The 25371-nt window shown below is 70.3% G+C and carries 23 protein-coding genes and 1 riboswitch; of the genes, 13 read left to right on the top strand and 10 right to left on the bottom strand.

Going from position 1 to position 25371, the window contains the following annotated elements:
• Positions 1-11 precede the first annotated feature (11 nt).
• A complete protein-coding gene (gene aroA, locus ACFVQG_RS19655) occupies positions 12-1352 on the bottom strand; it encodes a 3-phosphoshikimate 1-carboxyvinyltransferase (RefSeq protein WP_383384460.1) in 1341 nt (446 codons plus the stop codon).
• A gap of 181 nt (positions 1353-1533) precedes the next feature.
• Positions 1534-2247 carry a M50 family metallopeptidase gene (locus tag ACFVQG_RS19650; RefSeq protein ID WP_383384457.1) on the bottom strand — a complete coding sequence of 238 codons (714 nt, stop codon included), beginning with the start codon at positions 2245-2247 and terminating at the stop codon, positions 1534-1536.
• Positions 2248-2297: 50 nt separating this feature from the next.
• Between ACFVQG_RS19650 and ACFVQG_RS19645 the strand changes: the two genes are divergently transcribed.
• The 10 genes from ACFVQG_RS19645 (at position 2298) to ACFVQG_RS19600 (ending at position 12257) form a co-directional block, all read left to right on the top strand.
• Positions 2298-3113: an SOS response-associated peptidase gene (locus ACFVQG_RS19645; RefSeq protein WP_383384454.1), complete on the top strand. Its 816-nt coding sequence runs from the start codon at positions 2298-2300 to the stop codon at positions 3111-3113.
• Between the two features lies 1 nt (position 3114).
• Positions 3115-3756: an alpha/beta family hydrolase gene (locus tag ACFVQG_RS19640; RefSeq protein WP_383384451.1), complete on the top strand. Its 642-nt coding sequence runs from the start codon at positions 3115-3117 to the stop codon at positions 3754-3756.
• Positions 3757-3995: 239 nt separating this feature from the next.
• The gene (gene sigR, locus ACFVQG_RS19635) at positions 3996-4682 is read left to right on the top strand and encodes an RNA polymerase sigma factor SigR (protein ID WP_383384448.1); all 687 of its coding nucleotides are present in this window, start codon (positions 3996-3998) and stop codon (positions 4680-4682) included.
• Positions 4679-4990, top strand: a complete 312-nt coding sequence (gene rsrA / locus ACFVQG_RS19630; RefSeq protein ID WP_383384444.1) for a mycothiol system anti-sigma-R factor — start codon at positions 4679-4681, stop codon at positions 4988-4990. Before sigR ends, rsrA begins: the two co-directional genes overlap by 4 nt.
• Positions 4991-5106: 116 nt before the next feature.
• Positions 5107-6423 carry an HD-GYP domain-containing protein gene (locus ACFVQG_RS19625; protein WP_383384440.1) on the top strand — a complete coding sequence of 439 codons (1317 nt, stop codon included), beginning with the start codon at positions 5107-5109 and terminating at the stop codon, positions 6421-6423.
• Positions 6420-7658, top strand: coding sequence for an HD-GYP domain-containing protein (locus ACFVQG_RS19620; RefSeq protein WP_383384436.1), 1239 nt, complete (start codon positions 6420-6422; stop codon positions 7656-7658). Before ACFVQG_RS19625 ends, ACFVQG_RS19620 begins: the two co-directional genes overlap by 4 nt.
• Positions 7659-7760: 102 nt before the next feature.
• Positions 7761-8741 (top strand): tetratricopeptide repeat protein, encoded by a 981-nt coding sequence (locus ACFVQG_RS19615; RefSeq protein WP_383384433.1) that lies wholly within the window; start codon positions 7761-7763, stop codon positions 8739-8741.
• A gap of 133 nt (positions 8742-8874) precedes the next feature.
• Positions 8875-9525, top strand: coding sequence for a peptide deformylase (gene def, locus ACFVQG_RS19610; RefSeq protein ID WP_383384430.1), 651 nt, complete (start codon positions 8875-8877; stop codon positions 9523-9525).
• A 270-nt stretch (positions 9526-9795) separates the two neighbouring features.
• A complete protein-coding gene (gene cyc1, locus ACFVQG_RS19605) occupies positions 9796-10881 on the top strand; it encodes an epi-isozizaene synthase (protein WP_383384427.1) in 1086 nt (361 codons plus the stop codon).
• Positions 10878-12257 carry a cytochrome P450 gene (locus tag ACFVQG_RS19600; protein WP_383384421.1) on the top strand — a complete coding sequence of 460 codons (1380 nt, stop codon included), beginning with the start codon at positions 10878-10880 and terminating at the stop codon, positions 12255-12257. The genes cyc1 and ACFVQG_RS19600 overlap by 4 nt, the downstream gene beginning before the upstream one ends.
• A gap of 24 nt (positions 12258-12281) precedes the next feature.
• On the opposite strand, the gene ACFVQG_RS19595 is transcribed toward ACFVQG_RS19600, so the two are convergent.
• From ACFVQG_RS19595 to ACFVQG_RS19560, 8 genes are all read right to left on the bottom strand, one after another.
• Positions 12282-13295 carry a ribonucleotide-diphosphate reductase subunit beta gene (locus ACFVQG_RS19595; RefSeq protein ID WP_383384417.1) on the bottom strand — a complete coding sequence of 338 codons (1014 nt, stop codon included), beginning with the start codon at positions 13293-13295 and terminating at the stop codon, positions 12282-12284.
• The gene (locus ACFVQG_RS19590; protein WP_383384414.1) at positions 13295-15688 is read right to left on the bottom strand and encodes a ribonucleoside-diphosphate reductase subunit alpha; all 2394 of its coding nucleotides are present in this window, start codon (positions 15686-15688) and stop codon (positions 13295-13297) included. Before ACFVQG_RS19590 ends, ACFVQG_RS19595 begins: the two co-directional genes overlap by 1 nt.
• Positions 15689-15829: 141 nt before the next feature.
• Positions 15830-15907, bottom strand: a riboswitch (cobalamin riboswitch).
• 77 nt (positions 15908-15984) lie between these two features.
• Positions 15985-16491, bottom strand: a complete 507-nt coding sequence (locus tag ACFVQG_RS19585; RefSeq protein WP_383384411.1) for a GNAT family N-acetyltransferase — start codon at positions 16489-16491, stop codon at positions 15985-15987.
• Between the two features lie 129 nt (positions 16492-16620).
• Positions 16621-18225 (bottom strand): monocarboxylate uptake permease MctP, encoded by a 1605-nt coding sequence (mctP, locus tag ACFVQG_RS19580; protein ID WP_383384408.1) that lies wholly within the window; start codon positions 18223-18225, stop codon positions 16621-16623.
• Positions 18222-18485: a DUF3311 domain-containing protein gene (locus ACFVQG_RS19575; RefSeq protein ID WP_383384405.1), complete on the bottom strand. Its 264-nt coding sequence runs from the start codon at positions 18483-18485 to the stop codon at positions 18222-18224. Before ACFVQG_RS19575 ends, mctP begins: the two co-directional genes overlap by 4 nt.
• A 111-nt stretch (positions 18486-18596) precedes the next feature.
• The gene (locus ACFVQG_RS19570; protein ID WP_383384399.1) at positions 18597-18797 is read right to left on the bottom strand and encodes a YbdD/YjiX family protein; all 201 of its coding nucleotides are present in this window, start codon (positions 18795-18797) and stop codon (positions 18597-18599) included.
• Positions 18769-20907 (bottom strand): carbon starvation CstA family protein, encoded by a 2139-nt coding sequence (locus tag ACFVQG_RS19565; RefSeq protein ID WP_383384396.1) that lies wholly within the window; start codon positions 20905-20907, stop codon positions 18769-18771. Before ACFVQG_RS19565 ends, ACFVQG_RS19570 begins: the two co-directional genes overlap by 29 nt.
• 98 nt (positions 20908-21005) lie before the next feature.
• The gene (locus tag ACFVQG_RS19560) at positions 21006-21770 is read right to left on the bottom strand and encodes a GntR family transcriptional regulator (protein WP_383384392.1); all 765 of its coding nucleotides are present in this window, start codon (positions 21768-21770) and stop codon (positions 21006-21008) included.
• 411 nt (positions 21771-22181) lie between these two features.
• Between ACFVQG_RS19560 and ACFVQG_RS19555 the strand changes: the two genes are divergently transcribed.
• From ACFVQG_RS19555 to ACFVQG_RS19545, 3 genes are all read left to right on the top strand, one after another.
• Entirely contained in the window at positions 22182-23465 is a 1284-nt protein-coding gene (locus ACFVQG_RS19555; protein ID WP_383384389.1) for an extracellular solute-binding protein, read from the top strand.
• Between the two features lie 86 nt (positions 23466-23551).
• Positions 23552-24544, top strand: coding sequence for a carbohydrate ABC transporter permease (locus ACFVQG_RS19550; RefSeq protein WP_383384385.1), 993 nt, complete (start codon positions 23552-23554; stop codon positions 24542-24544).
• Positions 24541-25371, top strand: coding sequence for a carbohydrate ABC transporter permease (locus tag ACFVQG_RS19545; RefSeq protein ID WP_383384382.1), 831 nt, complete (start codon positions 24541-24543; stop codon positions 25369-25371). The genes ACFVQG_RS19550 and ACFVQG_RS19545 overlap by 4 nt, the downstream gene beginning before the upstream one ends.

Genomic DNA, 25371 nt, shown 5'->3' with positions numbered 1-25371 from the left:
CTCCCCGCGTCCTACGCCGCCCCGAGCATCCGGGTCCACAGGTCGGGGAAGTCCGGCAGCGTCTTGGCGGTGGTCGCCACGTTCTCGATCTGCACGCCGTCGACCGCCAGGCCGATGACCGCACCGGCTGTCGCCATGCGGTGGTCCTCGTAGGTGTGGAAGACGCCGCCGTGCAGCGGGCGCGGGCGGATGTGCAGACCGTCGGCGGTCTCGGTGACGTCGCCGCCGAGTTCGTTGATCTCCTTGGTGAGAGCGGCCAGGCGGTCGGTCTCGTGGAGGCGGAGGTGGGCCACGCCGCGCAGCGTGGACGGGGAGTCGGCGAGGGCGGCGACGGCCGCGATGCCGGGGGTCAGCTCGCCCACGTCGCCCAGGTCCACGTCGATGCCGTGGACGGCACCCGATCCGGTGAACTCCAGGCCGTAGTCGGTCAGTTCGCAGGAACCGCCCATTTCGGTGAAGATCTCGCGGAGCCGGTCGCCGGGCTGGGTGGTGCGGGCGGGCCAGTCCGGGATGAGGATCTTGCCGCCGGTCACCAGCGCGGCGGCGAGGAACGGCTGGGCGTTGGAGAGGTCCGGCTCGATGGTCAGGTCACGGCCGAGCAGCGCGCCCGGGGCGACCCGCCAGACGTTCGGCTCGCCGCCCGACTCCGGGGTGTCCACCTGGGCGCCGACCGCACGCAGCATGTCGACCGTCATCCGGATGTGGGGGAGGGAGGGCAGCGTGGCGCCGATGTGGCGCACCTCCACGCCCTGGTTGAAGCGCGGTCCGGACAGCAGCAGCGCGGAGACGAACTGCGACGACGAGGAGGCGTCGATCTCCACCGGGCCGCCGTCCAGCGCGCCCGCGCCGTGCACCGTCAGCGGCAGCGTGCCGCGGCCGTCGTCGTCGATCCGGGCGCCGAGCACGCGCAGCGCGTCGATGACGCCGTTCAGCGGACGCTCGTACGACCTCGGGTCGCCGTCGAAGCGGACGGGGCCGTCGGCGAGGGCGGCGACCGGCGGCAGGAAGCGCATCACGGTGCCCGCGTTGCCGACGCCGACCGTGGCCGGACCGTGCAGATCGGTGGGGAGCACCCGCCAGGCCTCACCGGTGACGCGCTCGCCCGAGACCGAGGAGGCGGAGGACACCGTCTCCTCGATGCCCACGCCCATGGCACGCAGGGCGCCCGCCATCAGCAGGGTGTCACGGGAGCGCAGCGGGCGGCGCAGCCAGCCGGGCTCGGACGCCAGAGCGGCCAGCACCAGGGCCCGGTTGGTGACCGACTTGGACCCGGGCACGTGGACCGTCGCGTCGACGGCTCCGCTCGCGTGCGGGGCGGGCCAGAGGTCGGTGGGGGCGGGGTGAACGGTCATGCGCCCCACTTTAGTGGGGGTTCGCCGTCCGGTCCTCGGCCGGGGAACGCCGTCCTCGGTCGACGGCGGGCGCGTTGTGGCTGGTCGCGCCCGCGCACGCAGGGCTGTTGGGCGCGGCGCTCGCGCCCTGTGTGGGACCTGCTGCCCGTGGCCCTGGGCGCCCGCTACCCGTGTGGGTGACTCACAGCCCCAGCAGCCACCGCCCGCCCCCCATCAACGAGCACAGCGACACCGCGTGGAACAGGAACAGCCACAGCCCCGCCGGGGTGTGCGTGAGCCGGGACAACTGGTCCGCGTCCGAGTCGCCCGCGCCCCCGCGCCGTCGCTTGGCCTGGAGTTCGAAGGCCGGGCGCACCCCGCCGAGCAGCAGGAACCACACCACCGCGTACGCGAACGCCGCCTGCACCTGTGGCCCGGTCAGCCAGGACACCAGCAGGAACGTGCCACCGGTGAGCACCACCGTCAGTGCCCCGTAGGCGTTGCGGATCATCACCAGCATCGCCACCAGCAGCGCCGTGGCCAGCCACAGCAGCAGCGTGATCCGCCCGGCGCCGAGCAGCGCGGCGCCGCCCAGGCCGAGCAGCGGGGGCGCGGTGTAACCGGAGGCGGCCGTCAGGATCATGCCGAGGCCGTACGGCTTGCCCCGGCTGACGGTGAGACCGCTGGTGTCGGAGTGCAGCCGTATGCCGGTGAGGGTGCGGCCGGTCAGCAGGGCGATCAGACCGTGGCCGCCCTCGTGGGCGATGGTGATGGCGTTGCGGGAGAGACGCCACACACGGTGCGGGACGACCACGGCGAGCGCCGCGACCAGGGTGGCGATCATCACCCACAGGTCGGGCTCCGGCTGGACGCCGGTCAGTCCGTCCCACAGGGAGGTGGCTGTCGTGCTGTCCATGTGTCCGGTGCGCTCCCTCTCGTGCTGCGGAGTCTGGCAGTGTGGCACGTATGTGCGGACGGTATGCATCGAGTCGTGGGGCCGAGGATCTCGCAGGAATCTTTGAGATCGAGAAGTGGGAGCCCGAGGAGGCACTGGCGCCCGACTACAACGTGGCGCCCACCAAAGAGGTCTACGCCGTTCTCGACCGTCCTCTGAGAGACGCGCCGGACCCGCGCCCGGTTCGGCAGTTGCGCAGGCTCAAGTGGGGCCTGATCCCCTCCTGGGCCAAGACGCCCGAGGGCGCCGCCCGGATGATCAACGCCCGCGCCGAGACGGTGCACGAGAAGCCGTCGTACCGCCGCGCCTTCACCACCCGGCGCTGCATCGTGCCCGCCGACGGCTACTTCGAGTGGGTCACCGGCCAGCAGGAGCGCGACCTGGAGGTGGAGGGGAAGCGCAAGCGGCCGCGCAAGCAGCCCTACTTCGTGCTCCCGGCCGACGGCTCGGTGTTCGCGATGGCCGGGCTGTACGAGTTCTGGCGGGACCGGACGCTGCCCGACGACCATCCGCGCGCCTGGTGGGCGACCTGCTCCGTCATCACCACCGAGGCGGAGACCACCCCGCTCGCCGTCGCCCCCGCCGAAGGCCCGCACACCCTCGCCGAGATCCACCCCCGGATGCCGCTGATGCTCACCCCGGACCGCTGGGACGCCTGGCTGGACCCGGCCCGCACCGACGCCGACGACCTGCGCGAGCTGCTCGCGCCGCCGCCCGCCGGGCTGCTGCGCGCCTACCCGGTCTCCACCGACGTCAGCAACGTCCGCAACAACGGCCCGGAGCTGCTGAAGGAGCTGGCGGGGCCGGAAGAGGGCACACTCTTCTAGCGTGACGATCAGCGCGACGACCGAGACCATCACCACGGACGCGGGGGACGCCCGCGTCACCTGGCACCGGGCACGCGAGGCCCGCCTGGTCCTGGCGGTGAGCCATGGCGCGGGCGGCGGCATCGAGGCCCGCGACCTCCAGGCGCTCGCGGAGGTCCTCCCCGGGCACGGTGTGAGCGTCGCCCTCGTGGAGCAGCCCTGGCGGGTCGCCGGGAAGAAGGTCGCCCCCGCGCCCAGGACCCTCGACGTCGGCTGGCGCGGGATCTGGCCCGCGGTCGCCAAGCCGGGGCTGCCCGTGGTCTCCGGCGGGCGCAGCGCCGGGGCGCGCGTCGCCTGCCGCACCGCCGCCGAACTGGGCGCGCACGCCGTGCTCGCGCTCAGCTTCCCGCTGCACCCGCCGGGCAAGCCGGAGAAGTCCCGCGCCGGCGAACTGCTCGGCTCCGGGGTGCCCACCCTCGTGGTCCAGGGCGGCAACGACCCGTTCGGGCGGCCGGAGGAGTTCCCCGAGGGCGCGTACGACCTGGTCGAGGTTCCGGGCGCCGACCACGGCCTCGCCGTGCCCAAGCGGGCGGGGATCAGCCAGGAGGACGCGGTGCGGATCGTCACCGACGGTGTCCTCGAGTGGGCCGCAGCGCTCGGGTAAGGGTTCGGGAATGCCGGAGGCCGTGCCTCTGTTGTGGCGGACAGACACAGTTCGCAGGAGAGGAAGTCCGCCGCATGGGTTCGACCATCTGCCCGGACCGCAGCAGCCGTACTGACCTGGACTGGACAGTGCTGCACGCGGCCAAGAACGCTCCTATTCGAGCGGCGGGCGGACCGGATCGTCGTCTATCCTCCGATTCTGGTGGGACCGACGTCAGTCCCGCCCGGACACTTGAGGAGGTGGGTCCGGTTCCCGGTACCGACGCAGGGACCGACAACGGCCAGGCGGAGCAGCCCGAGGGCCTGGGCGGCAGGGGCGCGGAGTCGACCGCGGAGCGCAGCGCGCGCTTCGAGCGGGACGCGCTGGAGTTCCTCGACCAGATGTACTCGGCCGCGCTGCGCATGACGCGCAACCCCGCCGACGCCGAGGACCTGGTGCAGGAGACGTACGCCAAGGCGTACGCGTCCTTCCACCAGTTCCGTGAGGGCACCAACCTGAAGGCGTGGCTGTACCGGATCCTGACCAACACGTTCATCAACTCGTACCGCAAGAAGCAGCGTGAACCCCAGCGCAGCGCGGCCGAGGAGATCGAGGACTGGCAGCTCGCCCGCGCCGAGTCGCACATGTCGACCGGTCTGCGCTCCGCCGAGTCGCAGGCGCTCGACCACCTGCCCGACTCGGACGTGAAGGAAGCGCTGCAGGCGATCCCCGAGGAATTCCGCATCGCCGTGTATCTCGCGGACGTCGAGGGCTTTGCGTACAAGGAGATCGCGGACATCATGGGGACACCCATCGGTACGGTGATGTCCCGGCTGCACCGGGGCCGCCGTCAGCTGCGCGGCATGCTCGAGGACTACGCCCGCGAGCGGGGTCTGGTCCCGGCCGGCGCCGGAGAGTCGAACGAAGCGAAAGGCTCGGGCTCATGAGCTGCGGAGAGCACCACGAGACGGACTGCAGCGAGGTCCTTGACCATCTCTACGAGTTCCTCGACAGCGAGATGCCGGACGTGGACCGCGACAAGTTCAAGCAGCACTTCCAGGAGTGCTCGCCGTGCCTGGAGAAGTACGGCCTCGAACAGGCCGTGAAGAAGCTGGTCAAGCGGTGCTGCGGACATGACGACGTGCCGACCGACCTGCGCGCCAAGGTCATGGGGCGGCTGGAGCTGATCCGCTCCGGGCAGGCCGTCCCCGACCACGACGTGACCGCGGGTCCGGCCACGCCCCAGGAATCCTGACGGGTTCCGGCATCACTCGAATGTGCTAATCCGAGGCGTATCCCGCCTCGGACTCCCCCCTTCCCGACCTACGCTCCCAGCCTGAACCGACGGCCGGGCGGTGGGGAAGGGGCGTCATGGAGGCGATACCGGCGCGGGCACGCGTGTACGTCGCCGTTGTCGCCCTCGGGGGCCTGCTCTGTCTGCTGTCGCTGCCCACCGTGCGGACGCCCTGGTGGGCGGTGGCGCTGCTCGCGCTGCTCTACGCCGGTGGCGAACTGATCGCCCGGCGGCGCCCCGCCGGGACCTGCTACCCCGTCCTCCTCGCCGGGGCCTTCCTGCTGCCCCCGCCCGCCGCCGCGCTCGTGGCGGTGCCGGGGGCGCTGCTGTCGTCCGTCGAGCAGCGGCCCGCGGGGCTGCGGCGGATCTGGCGGGCCGGGCAGCTGGTGCTCGCCGTGTGGGCCGCCGCCCGCGCGCACTGGGCGCTCGGCGGGCGGCACGCGGTCGTGGCGCCCGACTTCCCCTACGCGCTGCTGCCCGCGGGGGCGGCGGTGCTGGTCTTCTGCCTGGTGCTGACCGCGCTGGACGGGGGCATCCTCGTGCTGGCCGAGCGGGTGCCGGTGCGGCGGGCCTGGCGGGGGCTGTTCCCGAGGTCGCTGGCCGCCGTCGCCGCGCACGGGCTCGCCGGGCTGATGATGGCCGTCCTGTGGCGCAGCCCGTACGGGCCCGTCGCCGCGCTGCTCGTGCTGCTGCCCATGTGGGTGTCGTGGTGGGTGTTCGCCCAGTACCACCGGGAGCGGGCCGCCCACCGGGCGACGATCCGGGCGCTCGTGCAGGCCGTCGACATCAAGGACGGGTACACCCGCGGCCACAGCGAGCGGGTCGGCCAGGCGTCCATGATGATCGCCCGGGAGCTGGGCATGGACGACGAGCGCGTGGAGACGCTCCGCTTCGCCGGGATCCTGCACGACGTGGGGAAGCTGGGCGTGCCCACGCGGCTGCTGCGCAAGGACGGGCCGCTGACGCCCGAGGAGCGGCGGGTGATCGAGCTGCACCCCGAGTACGGGCACGAGATGGTGCGCGGCATCGCCTTCCTGGGCGAGGCGCGGGCGGCGGTCCTGCACCATCACGAGCGGCTGGACGGCAGCGGGTACCCGTACGGGCTGATGGGCAGCCAGATCCCGGAGTCCGCGCGGGTGGTGGCGGTCGCCGACGCCTTCGACGCGATGACGTCCACCCGCGCCTACCGGCGGGCCCGTCCGGTCCCGGTGGCGCTCGGGGAGCTGGAGCGGTGCGCGGGGGCGCAGTTCGATCCACGGATGGTGGGGGCGCTGGCACGGGTGGTACGGCGGTGGGGGTGGAGTCCGGCGGTGACGGCCGATGAGGCACCGCCGCCCCAGGGCGACCCCACCGGCGCCGATCGTCCCGCCGGTGCCGCTCGGAGCGGCCCGTGACCCTGCACCGGCTCATCCACCTCTGCGCCGCCGCCCTGGCCTCCGCCGCCCTCGCCGTCACCCTCTGGCAGGGGCTGGACGACCGGGGCGTCGCGCTCGCCTTCGGGGTGTTCGTCGTCGTCGGCGAGCTGACCCGGTGGACCGGCGCCCCGCCCCGGGAGGCGGCGCCGCTCGGGGCCGCGGGGGCGCTGGCGTACGCGCTGCTCGGGCAGGACGCGGGCCGGGCCACCGGGCACGGCGCCGCCCAGGTCGTCGCCGTCGTACTGGCCGCCTCGCTGGTGGGCTGCGTACCGCACCTCGCGCGCGGGCGGCGCGGTACGGCGGACCACCTGGCGCGCCGGGTGCTCACCGTCGGCTTCGCCGCCGTCTGCTTCCAGCCGCTCTACAACCGGGGCGTGTTCGACGCCTGGATCGGCCCCGCCTACGCCCTGCTGCTGCTCGCCCTGCTGGCGCTCACCGCGCTGTGCGACGCCGTGCTCGCCGCCGCCGCGGCCCACTCCCGTACCGGCTGGCCGTTCGGCCCGCTGCTGCGGGACGAGCTGCGCGGGCTGCTCGGCATCGGCTCGGCGGTGTGCGCCACGGGCGCGGTGACGGCGCTCGCGGTCGCCGTGGTGGGCCTGTGGGCGCTGCCGGTGTTCTGTCTGCCGCTGTTCCTCGTACAGCTGGCCTACCGCCGGTACGCGGCCGTGCGCACCACCTACCGGCAGACCATCGCCTCCCTCGCCCGCGCCACCGAGGTCGCCGGATACACCCCGGCCGGGCACGCGCGGCGGGTCGCCGCGCTCAGCCGGGCCGTGGGCCGGGACCTGGGGCTGACCGAGCCGGAGCTGACCGTGCTGGAGCACGCGGCGCTCATGCACGACATCGGCCAGCTGAGCCTGGTCGACCCGGTCCCGGACGGGGCCACCGCCCACCTCCCGGCCACCGAACAGCGGCGGATCGCGCTGCTCGGCGGGGCCGTCGTACGGCAGACCGGGGTGGACCCGGCCGTCGCGGTGGTCGTGGAGCGGCAGGCCGACCCGTGCGGGGAGCAGCCGCTCGCCGCCCGGATCGTGCGGGCCGTGAACGCCTACGAGGAGCGGGCGCGCGGCGCCGGTCCCGGCGGGGCCCTGACGGCGCTGGAGGAGCTGCGCCTGGGTACCGCGGATGACTACGCTCCGGAAGTGGTGGAGTCACTGGCCCGGGCGCTGGCCCGGGAGTCTGACCCCGCCCGAGGCTGGGTAACCCATGGGTAGCGAGCGGCCCCCCAGCCATACGTGGTTTGATGCGCAGGAGAGGGTGTTCGGGGGCGCGAAAGGCATAGCCAGCCCACTCCACGGAACTGGCAGGCGGGAATCGTGAGGATCTTCGGCAAGGGACGGCACCGGCCCTCCGCCTCCTGGCGGCAGGCCACCGACCGTGCGTTCACCCTGATCGGCGACGGCCGCTACGAGGACGCGGGCGCGCTGCTGACCCGGGCCGCCGACCTGGAGCCCTGGCTGTCGGAGTCCTGGTTCAACCTCGCCCTGCTGCACAAGTTCCGGCACGACTGGGAGCAGGCGCGGGCCGCCGGGCTGCGCGCCGTAGCGCTGCTCGACCGGGAGACCGGCGCACCCGACTGGTGGAACGTCGGCATCGCCGCCACCGCCCTCCAGGACTGGTCGCTGGCCCGCCGCGCCTGGCAGGCGTACGGCCTCGACGTCCCCGGCGGCGCCGCCGTCTCCGGTGAGCCCGTCGGCATGGACCTCGGCAGCGCTGCCGTACGGCTGTCGCCCGAGGGCGAGGCCGAGGTGGTGTGGGGGCGGCGCCTGGACCCCGCCCGGATCGAGGTGCTGTCGATCCCGCTGCCGTCGTCCGGGCGGCGCTGGGGCGAGGTCGTGCTGCACGACGGGGTGCCGCACGGCGAGCGGACCACCTCCGCCGGGCACAGCTACCCCGTGTTCGACGAGATCGAGCTGTGGGCGCCCTCGCCCGTGCCGACCTGGGTGGTGCTGCTCGAGGCGGCGACCGAGGCCGACCGGGACGCGCTGGAGCAGCTCGCCGCGGACGCCGGGTTCGCCGCGGAGGACTGGTCGTCGTCCGTGCGGCTGCTGTGCCGGATGTGCTCGGAGTCCCGGATGCCCGCGGACGAGGGCGACGGCGAGCATCTCGACCCGCACGACCACAGCGAGCCCGGGCACCCGGGGCCGCTCGGGCACCGGACGGACGGACAGCTGTGGGTGCCGGAGCGGGAGTGCGGGTTGGCTGCGCCGGCTTCCCTGGTCCGGGGGCTGCTGGACGGCTGGGTGGCCGACAGCCCGGATTCCCGGGACTGGCGGGATCTGGAAGAGGTGTGCTGAGGCGCGCTGCCGGGTGCGGGTGCGTCGTGGCTGATCGCACGGTTCCCCGCGCCCCTTAGGGCGTTGCACGTACCCTGGACCAGCATCATCCCCCCTTTGTTCTTGGTTTTGTGCAGGAAGGCGTACGTCCGTCATGGCCCAGCAGGACACCGATCAGCAGCACGTGGGCGTGCTCCCCGTGGACGACGAGGGCTTCGTCATCGACACCGAGGAGTGCGAGGAGCGTGAGACCGCCTGGCGTGAGCGCGGCACCTCGCGGCCCATCACGGTGGTCGGAAACCCGGTGCTCCACAAGGAGTGCCAGGACGTCACCGAGTTCGGCGCCGAGCTGGACCAGCTGGTCGCGGACATGTTCGCCAGCCAGCGCACCGCCGAGGGCGTGGGCCTCGCGGCCAACCAGATCGGCGTCGACCTGAAGGTCTTCGTCTACGACTGCCAGGACGACGCCGGTGTCCGGCACGTCGGCGTGGTCTGCAACCCGAAGCTGGTCGAGCTGCCCGCCGACAAGCGCCGCCTCGACGACAGCAACGAGGGCTGCCTCTCGGTGCCGACGGCGTACGCGTCCCTCGCCCGCCCCGACTACGCCGAGGTGACCGGGCAGGACGAGAAGGGCAACCCGGTCAAGGTGCGCGGCACCGGCTACTTCGCCCGCTGCCTCCAGCACGAGACGGACCACCTGTACGGCTATCTGTACATCGACCGGCTCTCCAAGCGGGAACGCAAGGACGCGCTGCGGCAGATGGCCGAGAACGAGCCGCGCTACCCCGTGGTCGCGAACGACTGACGACCGACCCCCCAACGGCGCCCGGCGGGACGAGATCCCCGCCCGGGCGCCGTTCGTCTGTCCGTCGCACGTTCGATCCCATAGCCCCGGCCAGTGATCCATAACCAGTCACACAGGGGGGGATTCTCGGCACGTTGGGGTAGTGAATGGAGCAAATCCGTTCCCAAATCGGTCAGTTGTGGTGCTGAATGGGGAGTGCGGGATACGCAACGGCGCACGCCCGGCACAGCGGCAGGGGCGTGCGTCAACGGCGGCTGAAAGGGGTTCGTCTTGCACGCTTTCCCACACAGCACCACAACGACCGCCACCGCGGTCGCGGTCCCACCGTCGCTCTCTCTGCCGGTGATCGAAGCGGCCTTTCCGCGGCAACTGCATCCGTATTGGCCGCGGCTCCAGGAGAACACCCGGGCATGGCTCCTCGAAAAGCGACTCATGCCCGCGGACAAGGTGGCGGAATATGCCGATGGACTGTGCTACACCGATCTCATGGCGGGGTACTACATCGGCGCCCCGGACGACGTCATGCAGGCGATTGCGGACTACAGCGCGTGGTTCTTCGTCTGGGACGACCGGCATGACCGTGACATCGTCCACCGTCGTCCGGCAGCGTGGCGGCGTCTGAAGGAGCGGCTGCACACGGCCCTCGACTCCCCCCAGCACCATCTGCACCATGAGGACTCGCTGGTCGCGGGGTTCGCGGACAGCGTGCTGCGCCTGTACTCGTTTCTGTCACGGACCTGGAACGCACGGTTCGCCCGGCATTTCCACGCCGTGATAGAAGCCTATGACCGGGAGTTCCACAATCGTACCGAGGGGCTTGTTCCCACGGTCGACGAGTATGTGACGCTGCGCCGTCTCACCTTCGCCCACTGGATCTGGACCGATCTGCTGGAACCGAGTGCGGGACACGAACTCCCGGACCCGGTGCGGAAGCACCCGGCATATCGGCGGGCGGCACTGCTCAGTCAGGAATTCGCCGCCTGGTACAACGACCTCTGTTCGCTGCCCAAGGAAATCGCGGGCGATGAGGTCCATAACCTCGGAATCAGTCTCATCACCCATGAAGGGCTGAGTCTGGAGGAGGCGGTCGTCGAGGTACGGCGGCGGGTCGAGAATTGCATCTCCGATTTCCTGACCGCCGAGCGGGACGCCGTACGCTTCGCCGACGACCTCGCCGACGGCACGCTGCGGGGAAAGGAATTGAGCGTTGCCGTGCGAGCCTGCCTCGCGAATATGCGGAACTGGTTCAGTACCGTCTACTGGTTCCACCACGAGTCCGGCCGTTACATGGTCGACAGCTGGGACGACCGGTCCACGCCCCCGTACGTCAACAACGAAGCGGCAGGTGAGAAATGACCGTCGAGTCAGTGCAGCCCGAGGCAGGCGTCACCACCCCGGCCCGGGAACTGCGTGAACCACCCCTCGCGGGCGGCGGCCTGCCGCTCCTCGGCCACGGCTGGCGGCTGATCCGCGATCCACTGGCCTTCATGGCCCAGTTGCGCGACCACGGCGACGTGGTCCGGCTGAAGCTCGGCCCGAAGACGGTGTACGCCGTCACCACCCCCGCGCTCACCGGCGCGCTGGCGCTCAACCCCGACTACAAGATCGACGGGCCGCTGTGGGAGTCGCTGGAGGGCCTGCTCGGCAAGGAGGGCGTCGCCACCGCCAACGGGCCCCGGCACCGGCGCCAACGGCGCACCATCCAGCCCGCTTTCCGGCTCGACGCCATCCCGGCGTACGGGCCGATCATGGAGGAGGAGGCGCACTCCCTCGCCGAGCGGTGGCGGCCCGGCGAGACCATCGACTGCACCTCGGAGTCGTTCCGGATCGCCGTGCGCATCGCGGCCCGCTGTCTGCTGCGCGGCCAGTACATGGACGAGCGGGCGGAACGGCTGTGCGTCGCGCTCGCCACCGTCTTCCAGGGCATGTACCGGCGGATGGTGGTCCCCCTCGGGCCGCTCTACCGGCTGCCGCTTCCCGCCAACCGCGAATTCAACCGCGCGTTGGCCGATTTGCATCTCCTCGTCGACGAGATCGTGGCCGAGCGCCGGGCATCCGGGCAAAGGCCGGACGATTTGCTGACGGCATTGCTGGCGGCGAAGGACGAGAATGGCGAGCCCATCGGGGAGCAGGAGATCCACGACCAGGTCGTCGCCATACTCACCCCCGGAAGCGAAACCGTGGCTTCCACGATCATGTGGCTGCTCCAGGTTCTCGCGGAACACCCGGAACACGCCGACAAGGTCCGGGCCGAGGTTGAATCCGTAACGGGGGGTCGGCCCGTGGCATTCGACGACGTCCGTCGGCTCAGGTACACCAACAATGTCGTCGTCGAGGCGATGCGTTTGCGGCCCGCCGTCTGGATTCTGACCCGGCGGGCGGTCACCGACACCGAACTCGGTGGCTATCGCATTCCGGCCGGAGCGGACATCGTCTACAGTCCGTACGCGATCCAGCGCGATCCGCGTTCATACGCCAACAACCTGGAGTTCGACCCAGACCGCTGGCTTCCGGAACGCGCCAAGGACGTGCCGAAGTACGCCCACAGCCCGTTCAGCGTCGGCAACCGCAAGTGCCCCAGCGACCACTTCTCGATGTCGCAACTGACCCTGATCACCGCGGCGGTGGCCACGGCCTTCCGCCTGGAACAGGTCCCCGGGTCGGACGACACCACGCGGGTGGGCATCACCCTGCGTCCCCAGCGACTGTTGCTGCGGACCGTCGCCAGGTGATGCCCACGGCCTGGACGAGGGCTGTCAGAAGTCCTCGTCCAGGTCCACCGTGCCCTCCACCGCGACCTGGTACGCGGACGGGCGCCGCTCGAAGAAGTTGGTCAGTTCCTGCACCCCCTGCAACTCCATGAAGGAGAACGGGTTCTCCGAGCCGTACACCGGCGCGAAGCCCAGCCGGGACAGGCGCTGGTCGGCGACGCACTCCAGGTACTGCCGCATCGAGTCGGTGTTCATCCCCGGCAGGCCGTCGCCGCACAGGTCGCGCGCGAACTGCAGCTCGGCCTCGACGGCCTCCCGGAGCATGTCGGTGACCTGCTCCTGGAGGGCGTCGTCGAACAGCTCCGGCTCCTCCTTGCGGACGGTGTCCACGACGTCGAACGCGAAGCTCATGTGCATCGTCTCGTCGCGGAACACCCAGTTGGTGCCGGTCGCCAGGCCGTGCAGCAGACCCCGGCCGCGGAACCAGTAGACGTACGCGAAGGCGCCGTAGAAGAACAGGCCCTCGATGCACGCGGCGAAGCAGATCAGGTTCAGCAGGAAGCGGCGGCGGTCGGCCTTCGACTCCAGGCGGTCGAGCTTCTCCACCGAGTCCATCCACTTGAAGCAGAACGCGGCCTTCTCGCGGATGGACGGGATGTTCTCGACGGCCGCGAAGGCCGCCGCCCGGTCGTCCGGGTCGGGGAGGTAGGTGTCCAGGAGGGTCAGATAGAACTGGACGTGGACCGCTTCCTCGAACAGCTGCCTGGACAGGTACAGGCGCGCCTCGGGGGAGTTGATGTGCTTGTACAGGGTCAGCACCAGGTTGTTCGCCACGATCGAGTCACCCGTCGCGAAGAAGGCGACCAGGCGCCCGATCAGGTGCTGCTCGCCCGGCGTCAGCTTCGCCAGGTCGGCGACGTCCGAGTGGAGGTCGACCTCCTCCACGGTCCAGGTGTTCTTGATGGCGTCCCGGTAGCGCTCGTAGAAGTCCGGGTAGCGCATGGGGCGCAGGGTCAGTTCGAAGCCCGGGTCGAGCAGGTTCTGGTGACGGGTGGTCATTACTGACAGGCCTCGCAGGACTCGGGGTTTTCCAGGGAACACGCGACCGCCTCGGGGTCGGCCGACTGCTGGACGGGGACAGCGGCCTGGGCGGCGCGGGCGATACGGGTCGCCGGGCGCGAGCGCAGGTAGTACGTCGTCTTCAGGCCCGACTTCCAGGCGTACGCGTACATCGAGGAGAGCTTGCCGATGGTCGGCGTCTCCAGGAACAGGTTCAGGGACTGCGCCTGGTCGAGGAACGGGGTGCGGGCGGCGGCCATGTCGATCAGTCCGCGCTGCGGGATCTCCCACGCCGTGCGGTACAGCCGTCGTACGTCCTCGGGGATCCAGGCGAAGTCCTGCACCGAGCCGCCCGACTCGCGCAGTGCCTCCCGGGTGCGGGCGTCCCAGACGCCGAGCCGCTTCAGGTCCCGTACCAGATAGGAGTTGACCTGGAGGAACTCGCCCGAGAGGGTCTCGCGCTTGAAGAGGTTCGACACCTGCGGCTCGATGCACTCGTACACGCCCGCGATCGAGGCGATCGTCGCGGTCGGCGCGATGGCCAGGAGCAGGGAGTTGCGCATGCCGACCGAGGCGATGCGCTCCCGCAGGGCCGCCCAGCGCTCCGGCCAGGTCAGCTCGGTGGCGTAGTGGTCGGGGTGCAGCACGCCCCGGGCGGTACGGGTCTTCTCCCAGGCCGGGAACGGACCGACGGGGGCCTCCCCCGCACCGGAGCCTGTCGTGGGTGCTTGGGGGCGCTCGGCCAGGTCGGCGGAGGCCTCGTACGCGGCGAGCATGATCCGCTCGGCGATCCGGGTGGACAGGGCGCGCGCCTCGGGCGAGTCGAAAGGCAGCCGCAGCTGGAAGAAGACGTCCTGGAGGCCCATCACGCCCAGCCCCACCGGACGCCAGCGGGCGTTGGAGCGGGCCGCCTGCTCGGTCGGGTAGAAGTTGATGTCGACCACGCGGTCCAGGAAGGTGACGGCGGTGCGCACGGTGGCGTCCAGCCGCTCCCAGTCGATGTCCTCGCCCGCCACGAAGGCACCTAGGTTGACCGAGCCCAGGTTGCACACGGCGGTCTCACCGTCGTCCGTGACCTCCAGGATCTCCGTGCAGAGGTTGGAGGAGTGGATGACGTGGCCCGGCTCGGCGGTCTGGTTGGCGGTGCGGTTGGCGGCGTCCTTGAAGGTCATCCAGCCGTTGCCGGTCTGCGCGAGGGTGCGCATCATCCGGCCGTACAGCTCACGGGCCGGGATCGTCTTCCGCGCCAGGCCCTTCGCCTCGGCCGCGCGGTAGGCGGTGTCGAACTCCGCGCCCCACAGGTCGACCAGCTCGGGCACGTCGGAGGGGGAGAAGAGGGACCACACCCCGTCCTCGTCGACCCGGCGCATGAACTCGTCCGGGACCCAGTGCGCGAGGTTGAGGTTGTGGGTGCGGCGGGCGTCCTCACCGGTGTTGTCGCGCAGCTCCAGGAACTCCTCGATGTCCGAGTGCCAGGTCTCCAGGTAGACCGCCGCCGCGCCCTTGCGCCGCCCGCCCTGGTTCACCGCCGCCACCGAGGCGTCCAGCGTCTTCAGGAACGGCACGATGCCGTTGGAGTGGCCGTTGGTGCCCCGGATCAGGGAGCCGCGCGAGCGGACGCGGCTGTACGACAGCCCGATGCCGCCCGCGTGCTTGGAGAGCCGGGCGACCTGGTGGTAGCGCTCGTAGAGGGAGTCCAGCTCGTCCTTGGGGGAGTCCAGGAGGTAACAGGACGACATCTGGGGGTGGCGGGTACCGGAGTTGAAGAGGGTGGGGGAGGAGGGCAGGTAGTCGAGGCGGCTCATCAGCGTGTACAGCGCCGCGACCTCGTCCGCCGAGCGGTGGCTGTCGTCCTCCGCCAGCCCGGACGCCACGCGCAGCAGGAAGTGCTGGGGCGTCTCGACGACCTTGCGGGTGATCGGGTGCCGGAGCAGATAGCGGGAGTGCAGGGTGCGCAGCCCGAAGTAGCCGAAGCGGTCGTCGGCTTGCGGGTCGACGAGCGCGTCCAGGCGCGCGGCGTGGACGCGGACGAACTCCGCCGTGCGGTCGGCGATCAGGCCCTCGCGGTGGCCGGTCGCGACCGACTCCGTGAACGACGTGACGCCCTGCGAGGCCGCCTCGGCGCGGATGGCGAGCGTCAGCAGCCGGGCCGCCAGCCGGGAGTAGGCGGGGTCCTCCGAGATCAGCCCCGCTGCGGCCTCCGTGGCCAGCTCCCGCAACTCCGTGGCGTCGGCCCGCGCGGACCGGCCGCGCAGCGCGGCGGCGGCGACCCGGCCGGGGTCGGCGTCGGGCAGGTCGGCGGTCAGCTCGGTCAGGGTCCGCAGCAGCGCGGCGCCGGGGCCGTCACTCCCCTGCGGGGCTGCTGAGACCGGATCCGCTGGCGCGATGGTCACGTGGTGCTCTCCCTCGCTCGGCACGGGGCCTTGAGGGCAGGCGGCAGCTCACGAGCGCACACGGCGTCGCGCCCACCGGCCCACTCCACGAGGCCCGGACGTCATGGCACCCGGGCCGGTCGGCCGGGTGCGCTGTCGGCAGGTCCTCGGACTGGTCCCGCGTGTGGGCACACGCGGGTACACCGTTGCGGGACAGTTCCGGATTCGCACCGGATTCCCCTGCGGCGACAGCGAGCATGAGCATACATCTTGTGTTGGGGAGCGGTGCTGCCCCTAGATGTTGTGGCGCGCCGGTTTCAGAGCGTCAGTTTGTAGGTGAGCAGAGTGATGTCGTCCAGCTCCGGCAGCGGGTTCCAGTCGCGCTCCGGGGTGCGGGTGAAGCCCAGGCGTTCGTAGATGCGGTGGGCCGCGTGCATGGTGCGCTGGGTGGACAGGACGACGCCCGTGCAGCCGTCGGTGGCCCTGGCGCGGTCGACGCAGGCGCGGACGAGGGCCTCGCCCGTGCCGCGCCCGCGGGCCTTGTCGGAGACCGCGAGCATCCGTATCTCGGCCTCGCCGGGCTGGGCGATGTCCGACATGGGGCCGGGGGCGGGTACGAAGGTGACGCCGCCGAGGACCTGGCCGTTCTCTACCGCGACCAGTACCTCGGCGGTGGCGGCGCGCTTGGTCACGTCGCGCAGTTCGTGGAGGTAGGCGTCGCTCTCGCCGAAGTCGAGGAGGCCGTCGTTGAGGTAGGCGTCGGCTGTGATGGTGCCGAGGGTGGCGTGTTCGGTGGGGGCGATGGGGCGGATCTGGATGTCCATGAGGGGAGTGTGGACGACAGCGGGCCGCCGTCGCTGGTGCGTTTCGGCGGCCCGCTGCGGGTTCGTCGTGGCCGGTCGCGCCCACGCGGCGGAGCCGCATCCCGCTACGGCCCCGCGCCCCTGGTCGGCTCAGTGACCGGTGCCCACCTTGGGAAGCTCGGTCTGGACTCCGGGCTCCCCCGCGTCCGCCGTGTAGTCCTCCGGGCTGGTCTCGTCCACGCCCTCGGGGGCCTTGAGGGCCTTCAGGGCGAAGGTCAGGACGATGGTGACCACGAGGTTGAGGACGAACGCCGTCAGGCCGATGTAGCCGATCTCGCCGATGCCGGGGATCTCCTTGGAGGAGCCGCCGAAGTGCTTCTGCGTCGGTGAGGAGACGCCGTACGCGGCGATGGTGCCGTACAGCATGCCGACCGCCCAGCCCGCGAGCAGGGCCCAGCGGTGGAACCAGCGGGTGAACAGGCCGCCGACCAGGGCCGGGAAGGTCTGCAGGATCCAGATGCCGCCCAGGAGCTGGAAGTTGATGGCGACGGTCTTGTCCATGCCGAGGACGAAGACCAGCGCGCCGACCTTCACCAGCAGGGACACCAGCTTGGACACCTTGGTCTCCTGGGCCGGGGTGGCGTCCGGCTTCAGGAAGTCCTTGTAGATGTTGCGGGTGAACAGGTTCGCGGCGGCGATGGACATGATGGCCGCCGGGACCAGCGCGCCGATGCCGATCGCGGCGAAGGCCACGCCCGTGAACCAGTCCGGGAACATGTTCTCGAACAGCTGCGGGATCGCCAGCTGGCCGTTCTCCACCTGGACCCCGGCCGCGATGGCCATGAAGCCCAGCAGGGCGAGCAGGCCCAGCATCAGCGAGTACAGCGGCAGGATCGTGGAGTTGCGGCGGATCACGTCCCGGCTGCGGCTGGACAGCACGGCGGTCACGCTGTGCGGGTACATGAACAGCGCGAGCGCCGAGCCCAGGGCCAGCGTGGCGTAGGTCCACTGGGAGGCGGAGGTCGGCGCGAGGCCGCCCGCGCCCGCCGACTCGTACTTCTCGCTCGCCGCGGCGAAGATGTCGTCGAAGCCGCCCAGCTTGATCGGGATGTAGATGATGGCGACCGCGATGACCAGGTAGATCAGCGTGTCCTTCACGAACGCGATCAGCGCGGGCGCGCGCAGGCCGGACGAGTAGGTGTACGCCGCCAGCACACCGAAGGCGATCAGCAGCGGCAGGTCCTTGATGAACCAGTGGGTGTCCTCGCCGCCGCCCACGCCCATCACGTCCAGGACGGCCTGGATGCCGACGAGCTGGAGCGCGATGTAGGGCATGGTGGCGAGGATGCCGGTGACCGCGACCGCCAGCGACAGGCCCTTGGAGCCGAACCGGCCGCGCACGAAGTCCGAGGTGGTGATGTACCCGTGCTTGTGGGAGACCGACCACAGGCGGGGCAGGAACACGAACATCATCGGGTAGATGAGGATCGTGTACGGCACCGCGAAGAACCCGGCCGCGCCCGCCGCGTAGATCGCCGCCGGGACCGCCACGAACGTATAGGCCGTGTAGAGGTCGCCGCCGAGCAGGAACCAGGTGACCCAGGTGCCGAACGACCGGCCGCCCAGGCCCCATTCGTCGAGGCTGTGCTCGTTGGCCGCCCTGCGCCAGCGTGAGGCCAGGAAGCCCATCACGGTGACGGCGACGAAGAAGAGGATGAAGACGGCGAGCGCTACGCCGTTGACGCCGTCCTTCATTCTCCGGCACCCCCCTGCGACTTGCGGGCGCGCTGGTCACGCTGCCAGAGCTGGTATGCCAACGATGTCAGTCCGGCGGAGACGACCACCCAGGCCATCTGGTACCAGTAGAAGAACGGGATGCCGATCAGGGTCGGGTCGGTCTTCGCGTAGGAACCGACCCACAGCATCGATACGAAGGGTGCTATCAGGCAGACGGCGATGACGACGCGCGTGGGCGTCACCACCGCCGCTCTGTTCACTTCAGGTGCTTGTGGCATCTGGCGGCTCCGTCCCCTCACTGATCACCTGTGTAACGCGCAGGCAATCTAGGTCAGGGGATGGCGCAAACGGAACCCCTCGTTCGTATGTCGAAACACCGGCGGCGGGCGTCAGCAGCAGCGGAAACCCTGTCTGGGGTCCGCTTCCTGCCGGTCCGTGCGCATCCGCTCGAATGCGCGCCTTGAGGGAACCTCCACTTCCGGGTGGTCCTTGCGTACATGCGTGACATAGCGGTCGTATGCCGACTCGTCGGTCAGCTCCCGCAGATACCAGCGGATGCCCCTAAACGCGCGTGTCAGTGCCGACCGCATCGCGGGCCTCCTCCTTCTCCGCCCGGGTCGGGAACAGCCCGTCCGGGGCGACGATCTTCGACTCGACGTACGGCGCCTCGTGCAGCGTGGACAGCGCCGGGCGGCGGACGTGCCGGACGCAGACGCGGACCGCGTCGACGACCACGACGACGATCAGCAGGGCGAGGACCGCGCAGAGCACGCCGTCCACCGTGGCGTTGGTGACGATGGTGTGCATGTCGTCCATGTCCTTCGCGGGGGCGATGACCTCGCCGCGGTCGATCCCGGCCTGGTAGACGCTGCGCTGCTCGAAGAAGCCCACGCGCGGATCGCTGGAGAACACCTTCTGCCAGCTCGCGGTCAGCGTCACCGTGGCGTCCCAGGCGAGCGGAATCCCGGTGATCCAGGCCCACTTGAGCCGTCCGGACTTCACCAGCAGCGTGGTGCACACGGCCAGCGCGACGGCGGCCAGCAACTGGTTGGAGATGCCGAAGATCGGGAAGAGCTGGTTGATCCCGCCGAGCGGCTCATGGACGCCCACCCACAGGAAGTACCCCCACAGCCCGCACACGATCGCGCTGGTGATGACCAGGCCGGGCTTCCAGCTGACGTCCTTGAACGGCTTGTAGACGTTGCCGAGGGTGTCCTGGAGCATGAACCGGCCCACGCGGGTGCCCGCGTCCAGCGCGGTCAGGATGAACAGCGCCTCGAACATGATGGCGAAGTGATACCAGAACGCCTTGAGGCTGCCCCCGGTCACCTGGGAGAAGATCTCCGAGACACCGACGGCGAGGGTGGGCGCGCCGCCCGTGCGGGACAGCAGGCTGGACTCCTCGACGCTGGCCGCGGCGGCGGCCAGGTCCTGCGGGGAGATCTGGTAGCCCCAGCCGGTCACCACCTGCGAGGCGCTCTCCACCGTGGTGCCGATGGCCCCGGCGGGCGCGTTCATCGCGAAGTACAGACCCGGGTCGATGATGCTCGCCGCGACCAGCGCCATCACCGCCACCGACGACTCCATCAGCATGGAGCCGTAGCCGATCATCCGGACCTGGGTCTCCTTCTGGATCATCTTGGGGGTGGTACCGGAGGAGATCAGGGAGTGGAAGCCGGACAGGGCGCCGCAGGCGATGGTGATGAAGACGAACGGGAAGAGGGAGCCCGCGAAGACCGGGCCGTCGCCACGGGAGGCGAAGTCGGTGACGGCGGGCATCTTCAGCGTCGGCAGGGTGACGACCACGCCGAGGGCGAGCAGGCCGATGGTGCCGATCTTCATGAAGGTGGAGAGGTAGTCGCGCGGCGCGAGCAGCATCCACACCGGCAGGATCGAGGCGATGAAGCCGTACGCCACCAGCCAGATGACCAGCGTGGACGGGGCGAGGGTGAAGGTCTCCGCCCACGACGACTCGGCGACCCAGCGGCCCGCGACCAGCGCGAGCAGCAGCAGGGCCACCCCGATGACGGAGACCTCGACGACCCGGCCGGGGCGGATGACCCGCAGGTAGAAGCCCATCAGCAGGGCGATCGGGATGGTCATGCCGATGGAGAAGGTGCCCCACGGCGACTCGGCGAGGGCGTTGACCACGACCAGGGCGAGCACCCCGAGCAGGATGATCATGATGGCGAAGGCGGCGAGCAGCGCCGCCGCCCCGCCGAACGGGCCGATCTCCTCACGGGCCATCTGGCCGAGCGAGCGCCCGTCGCGGCGGGTGGAGAAGAACAGCACCACCATGTCCTGCACGGCGCCCGCGAAGATGACGCCCGCGATGATCCAGATCGTGCCGGGCAGATAGCCCATCTGGGCCGCGAGCACCGGACCGACCAGCGGTCCGGCACCGGCGATCGCCGCGAAGTGGTGGCCGAGCAGCACCCGCCGGTCGGTGGGGTGGAAGTCGATGCCGTTGTCGAGGCGTTCGGCCGGGGTGGCGCGGGTGCGGTCGACCTTGAGCACCCGGCGCGCGATGAACTTGGCGTAGAAGCGGTAGGCGATCGCGTACGAGCCCAGGGCCGCCGCCACCATCCAGGCGGCGGACACCTCCTCGCCGCGGGAGAGCGCGAGGACGGTCCAGCCGGTGGCCCCGACCAGCGCTACGAGCGTCCAGATGACGATGGTTCGAGGGTTCGCGGTGCGCACCGGGTCGTCCTCCCGTCGCTGCCATGCCGTAGGTCATGGGGTCTGCGATGACGCCAGGACCGTAGAGCAGGATCAGCAGGTGCGCTACAGCGCGCGCACTATTCCTGTGGACGCTTCAATCTCGCCACGAACTTGTAGCGGTCTCCGCGGTACACCGAGCGCACCCACTCCACCGGATGGCCGTCCCGGTCCAGGGAGTGCCGGGAGAGCATCAGCATCGGCAGGCCCACGTCGGTGCCGAGCAGTCCGGCCTCGCGCGGGGTGGCCAGCGAGGTCTCGATGGTCTCCTCGGCCTCGGCCAGATGGACGTCGTACACCTCCGCGAGGGCGGTGTACAGGGAGGTGTACTTGACCAGCGAGCGGCGCAGCGCCGGGAAGCGCTTGGCGCTCAGGTGCGTGGTCTCGATGGCCATCGGCTCGCCGTTGGCCATGCGCAGCCGCTCGATGCGCAGCACCCGGCCGCCCGCGGTGATGTCGAGCAGCCCGGCGAGGGTGTCGTCGGCGGTGATGTAGCCGATGTCCAGGAGCTGGGAGGTGGGCTCCAGGCCCTGGGCGCGCATGTCCTCCGTGTAGGAGGTGAGCTGGAGCGCCTGGGAGACCTTGGGCTTGGCGACGAAGGTGCCCTTGCCCTGGATGCGCTCCAGACGGCCCTCGACGACGAGTTCCTGGAGGGCCTGGCGCACGGTGGTGCGGGAGGTGTCGAACTCGGCGGCGAGCGTGCGCTCGGGCGGCACGGGGGTGCCCGGCGCCTGGGTCTCCGTCATGTCGAGCAGGTGCTTCTTCAGGCGGTAGTACTTGGGCACGCGTGCGGTACGGACGCCTGCCCCGCCCTCGTTCTCCGCACTGCTGACGTCGGTGCTCATGCTCCGCCTTCCCGGCTCCCGGTCCGACACGACCGACGTGTGTCGGCCACGGCTCACATCGTGGCACGGCTTTTCGTACGGGTCTCCGCACGGTCCGTGATCCCCTCTGTATACCCCCGCGCCCATCGTTGGTCTAGTCCATCCCGCGCAATGGTCCCCCAGTGGTCTACCGGAGGAGGGCCCCGTCTGGCGGTGTTTTCGTCGCCTTCTTTAGTAATGGTTCCTGCATATGTAGGTCCCATAACGGCTGGTAGAGGCCTACTTCAGGACCCTTGACAGGCCATTTGGTCTGGGCCAAGCTCCCGGTACTGGTCTACACCATTGGTCCAGGTCCCGGCCCCACGGACAGCACGCGTTGACGGTCTCACCGCGGGGACGAGGGGGGTTTGTGGCATCCCTGAGGAGGGTGGCGTGAAGCGCAAGCTGATATCCGCGATCGGTGTCGCGGCAATGATGGTCTCCATCGCTGCGTGCGGGGGCGACGACGGCGACGAGGGCGACGGCGGCAAGGCCGGCGCGGACGGCTACGCGGGCCAGACCCTCACCGTGTGGGTGATGGACGGCTCCTCGCCCGACGACTGGCAGGCCGACCTGGCCGCCGCCTTCGAGAAGAAGACCAAGGCGAAGGTCAAGTTCGAGGTCCAGCAGTGGAACGGCATCCAGCAGAAGCTGACCACCGCCCTGTCCGAGGAGAACCCGCCGGACGTCTTCGAGATCGGCAACACCCAGACCCCGGCCTACGCCAAGACCGGCGGCCTCGCCGACCTCGCCGACCTGAAGGCCGAGATCGGCGGTGAGTGGACCGAGTCCCTCAACGAGTCCTCCATCTACGAGGGCAAGCAGTACGCGGCGCCCTGGTACTTCGCCAACCGCGTGGTCCTCTACAACAAGGAGGTCTGGGCCGAGGCCGGGATCAAGGAGACCCCCAAGACCCGCGACGAGTTCTACGACGCCCTGAAGACGATCGGCGAGAAGACCGACGCCGAGCCGATCTACCTGCCCGGCCAGAACTGGTACCACTTCGTCGGCCTGGTCATCGGCGAGGGCGGCGAACTCGTCAAGAAGGACGGCGACAAGTACGTCTCCAACCTCGACGACCCCAAGGTCGCCGCCGCCATGGAGACGTACAAGAAGTTCCAGGCCCTGTCCAAGGCGCCCAAGGACAAGGACGAGGCCACCCCGCAGCAGGGCCAGGTCTTCGGCAAGGGCGACGTCGGCGCGTTCATCGGCATGGGCTGGGAAGCCGGCATCGCGATCGAGGCCAACCCGAAGATCGAGGAGCAGATCGGCTACTTCACCATCCCGGGCGCCACGGCCGACAAGCCCGAGGGCGTCTTCCTCGGCGGCTCCAACCTGGCCGTCGCCGCGGGCAGCAAGAAGCAGGAACTGGCCAAGGAGTTCCTGAAGATCGCCCTGTCGGACGAGTTCGAGGGCCAGCTCGCCAAGACCAACGGCGTGATCCCGAACAAGGAGTCCCTGCAGACCAACCTGACGGGCAACGCCGCCGCCGAGGCCGCCGCCCCGGCCGCCGCGGGCGGTGGCACCACGCCGCTGATCCCCGAGTGGGCCGCCGTCGAGAACGCCCCCAACCCGATCAAGACCTACATGACCGCCGTGCTGGGCGGTAAGTCCCCGGCCGAGGCCGCCGCGCAGGTCGAGGACGAGTTCAACAAGCGCCTGTCGCAGCAGCAGTAAGGCACAGGGGAGGGGGGCCCGGTTCCGGTCGGGCCCCCGCCCCGCGTTCCGTCAGGTCGAGTAGGTCGAGTAGAGAGAACGCGAGCATGACCGTGCAGACCGAACGGCCGCCCTCCGGGCCGACGGACGTCCGCAAGGGGGCGGACGGCGGCGAGTCCGACAGGCCGACACCGCGAGCCGCGGCGCGCGTCGGCGCGCTCGCCCCGTACCTGTTGCTGCTGCCCGCCTGCGTGGCCACCGTGCTGCTGCTGGGCTGGCCGCTGCTGAAGGACATCCTGCTGTCGTTCCAGAACCTCAACATGACGCAGCTGATCCAGCACGTCACCGAGTGGAACGGCGTCGACAACTACAAGGAGGTCCTCACCGGCGAGGACTTCTGGCGCGTCACCCTGCGCTCGGTCCTGTTCACGGCGGTCAACGTCGCCCTGACCATGGTCTGCGGCGCACTGGTCGGCCTGCTGCTCGCCCGCCTCGGCAGGCGGATGCGGTTCCTGCTGATGATCGGCCTGGTGCTGGCCTGGGCGATGCCGGTGGTCGCGGCGACCACCGTCTACCAGTGGCTGTTCGCCGAGCGCTTCGGCGTCGTCAACTGGGTCCTGGACAAGCTCGGCTGGCACTCCATGGCCGACTACAGCTGGACCAGCAGCCAGATGTCGACGTTCTTCGTCGTCACCGTGCTGATCGTCTGGATGTCCATCCCGTTCGTCGCCATCAACCTGTACGCGGCGACCACCGTGATCCCCGGCGAGCTGTACGAGGCCGCGGCCCTAGACGGCGCGGGCGCGTGGAAGTCCTTCACCACGGTCACCCTGCCGGTGCTGCGGCCCTTCCTCTACGCCACGACGTTCCTGGAGGTCATCTGGATCTTCAAGGCGTTCGTGCAGGTCTACGTCATCAACGCGGGCGGCCCCGACCGGCTCACCGAGATCCTGCCCGTCTACGCCTACATCGAGGGCGTCGGCAACCAGCACTACGGCATGGGCGCCGCCATCGCCGTCCTGACCATCCTGATCCTGCTCGGGCTCACCGCCTACTACCTGCGGATCGTGCTCAAGCAAGACGAGGAGGGGGAGCTGTGAAGCGCACGCTCTTCGGCCGCATCTGGCCCAACGTCACGGCCGTCGTCCTGTTCGTCGGCTGCGTCTTCCCCGTGTACTGGATGTTCTCCACGGCCTTCAAGCCGACCGGCGACATCATCTCCGAGGACCCCGTCTGGTTCCCCACCGACGTCACCCTGGAGCACTTCAAGACGGCGACCAGCGTCGACCACTTCTGGACGTACGTGACCAACTCGTTGATCGTCACGAGCCTCGCGGTCGTCTTCTCCCTGATCATCGCGCTCGCCGGATCCTTCGCCCTGGCCCGGATGCGGTTCAAGGGGCGGCGCGGCTTCATCGTCGGCTTCATGCTGGCCCAGATGGCGCCCTGGGAGGTCATGGTCATCGCGATCTACATGATCGTCCGGGACGCCTCCCTGCTGAACAGCCTGGTCCCGCTGACGGTCTTCTACATGATGATGATCCTGCCCTTCACCATCCTGACACTGCGCGGCTTCGTCGCCGCCGTGCCCAGGGAACTGGAGGAGGCGGCCATGGTCGACGGCTGCACCCGCGTCACCGCGTTCCGCAGGGTGATCCTCCCGCTGCTCGCCCCCGGCCTGATGTCGACCTCCATGTTCGGCTTCATCACCGCCTGGAACGAGTTCCCGCTGGTCCTGGTGCTCAACAAGGAGGCCGAGGCACAGACCCTGCCGTTGTGGGTGTCCAGCTTCCGCACCGCCTTCGGCGACGACTGGGGCGCCACCATGGCCGCCTCCTCCCTCTTCGCCGTCCCGATCCTGATCCTCTTCGTCTACCTCCAGCGCAGGGCCGTCAGCGGCCTGACCGATGGCGCCGTGAAGGGATAA

Source organism: Streptomyces sp. NPDC057877 (assembly GCF_042796855.1).
Classification (GTDB): Bacteria; Actinomycetota; Actinomycetes; order Streptomycetales; family Streptomycetaceae; genus Streptomyces.
The sequence above is the reverse complement of the archived record's forward strand: the minus strand, read 5'-3'. Positions and strand labels throughout refer to the sequence as shown.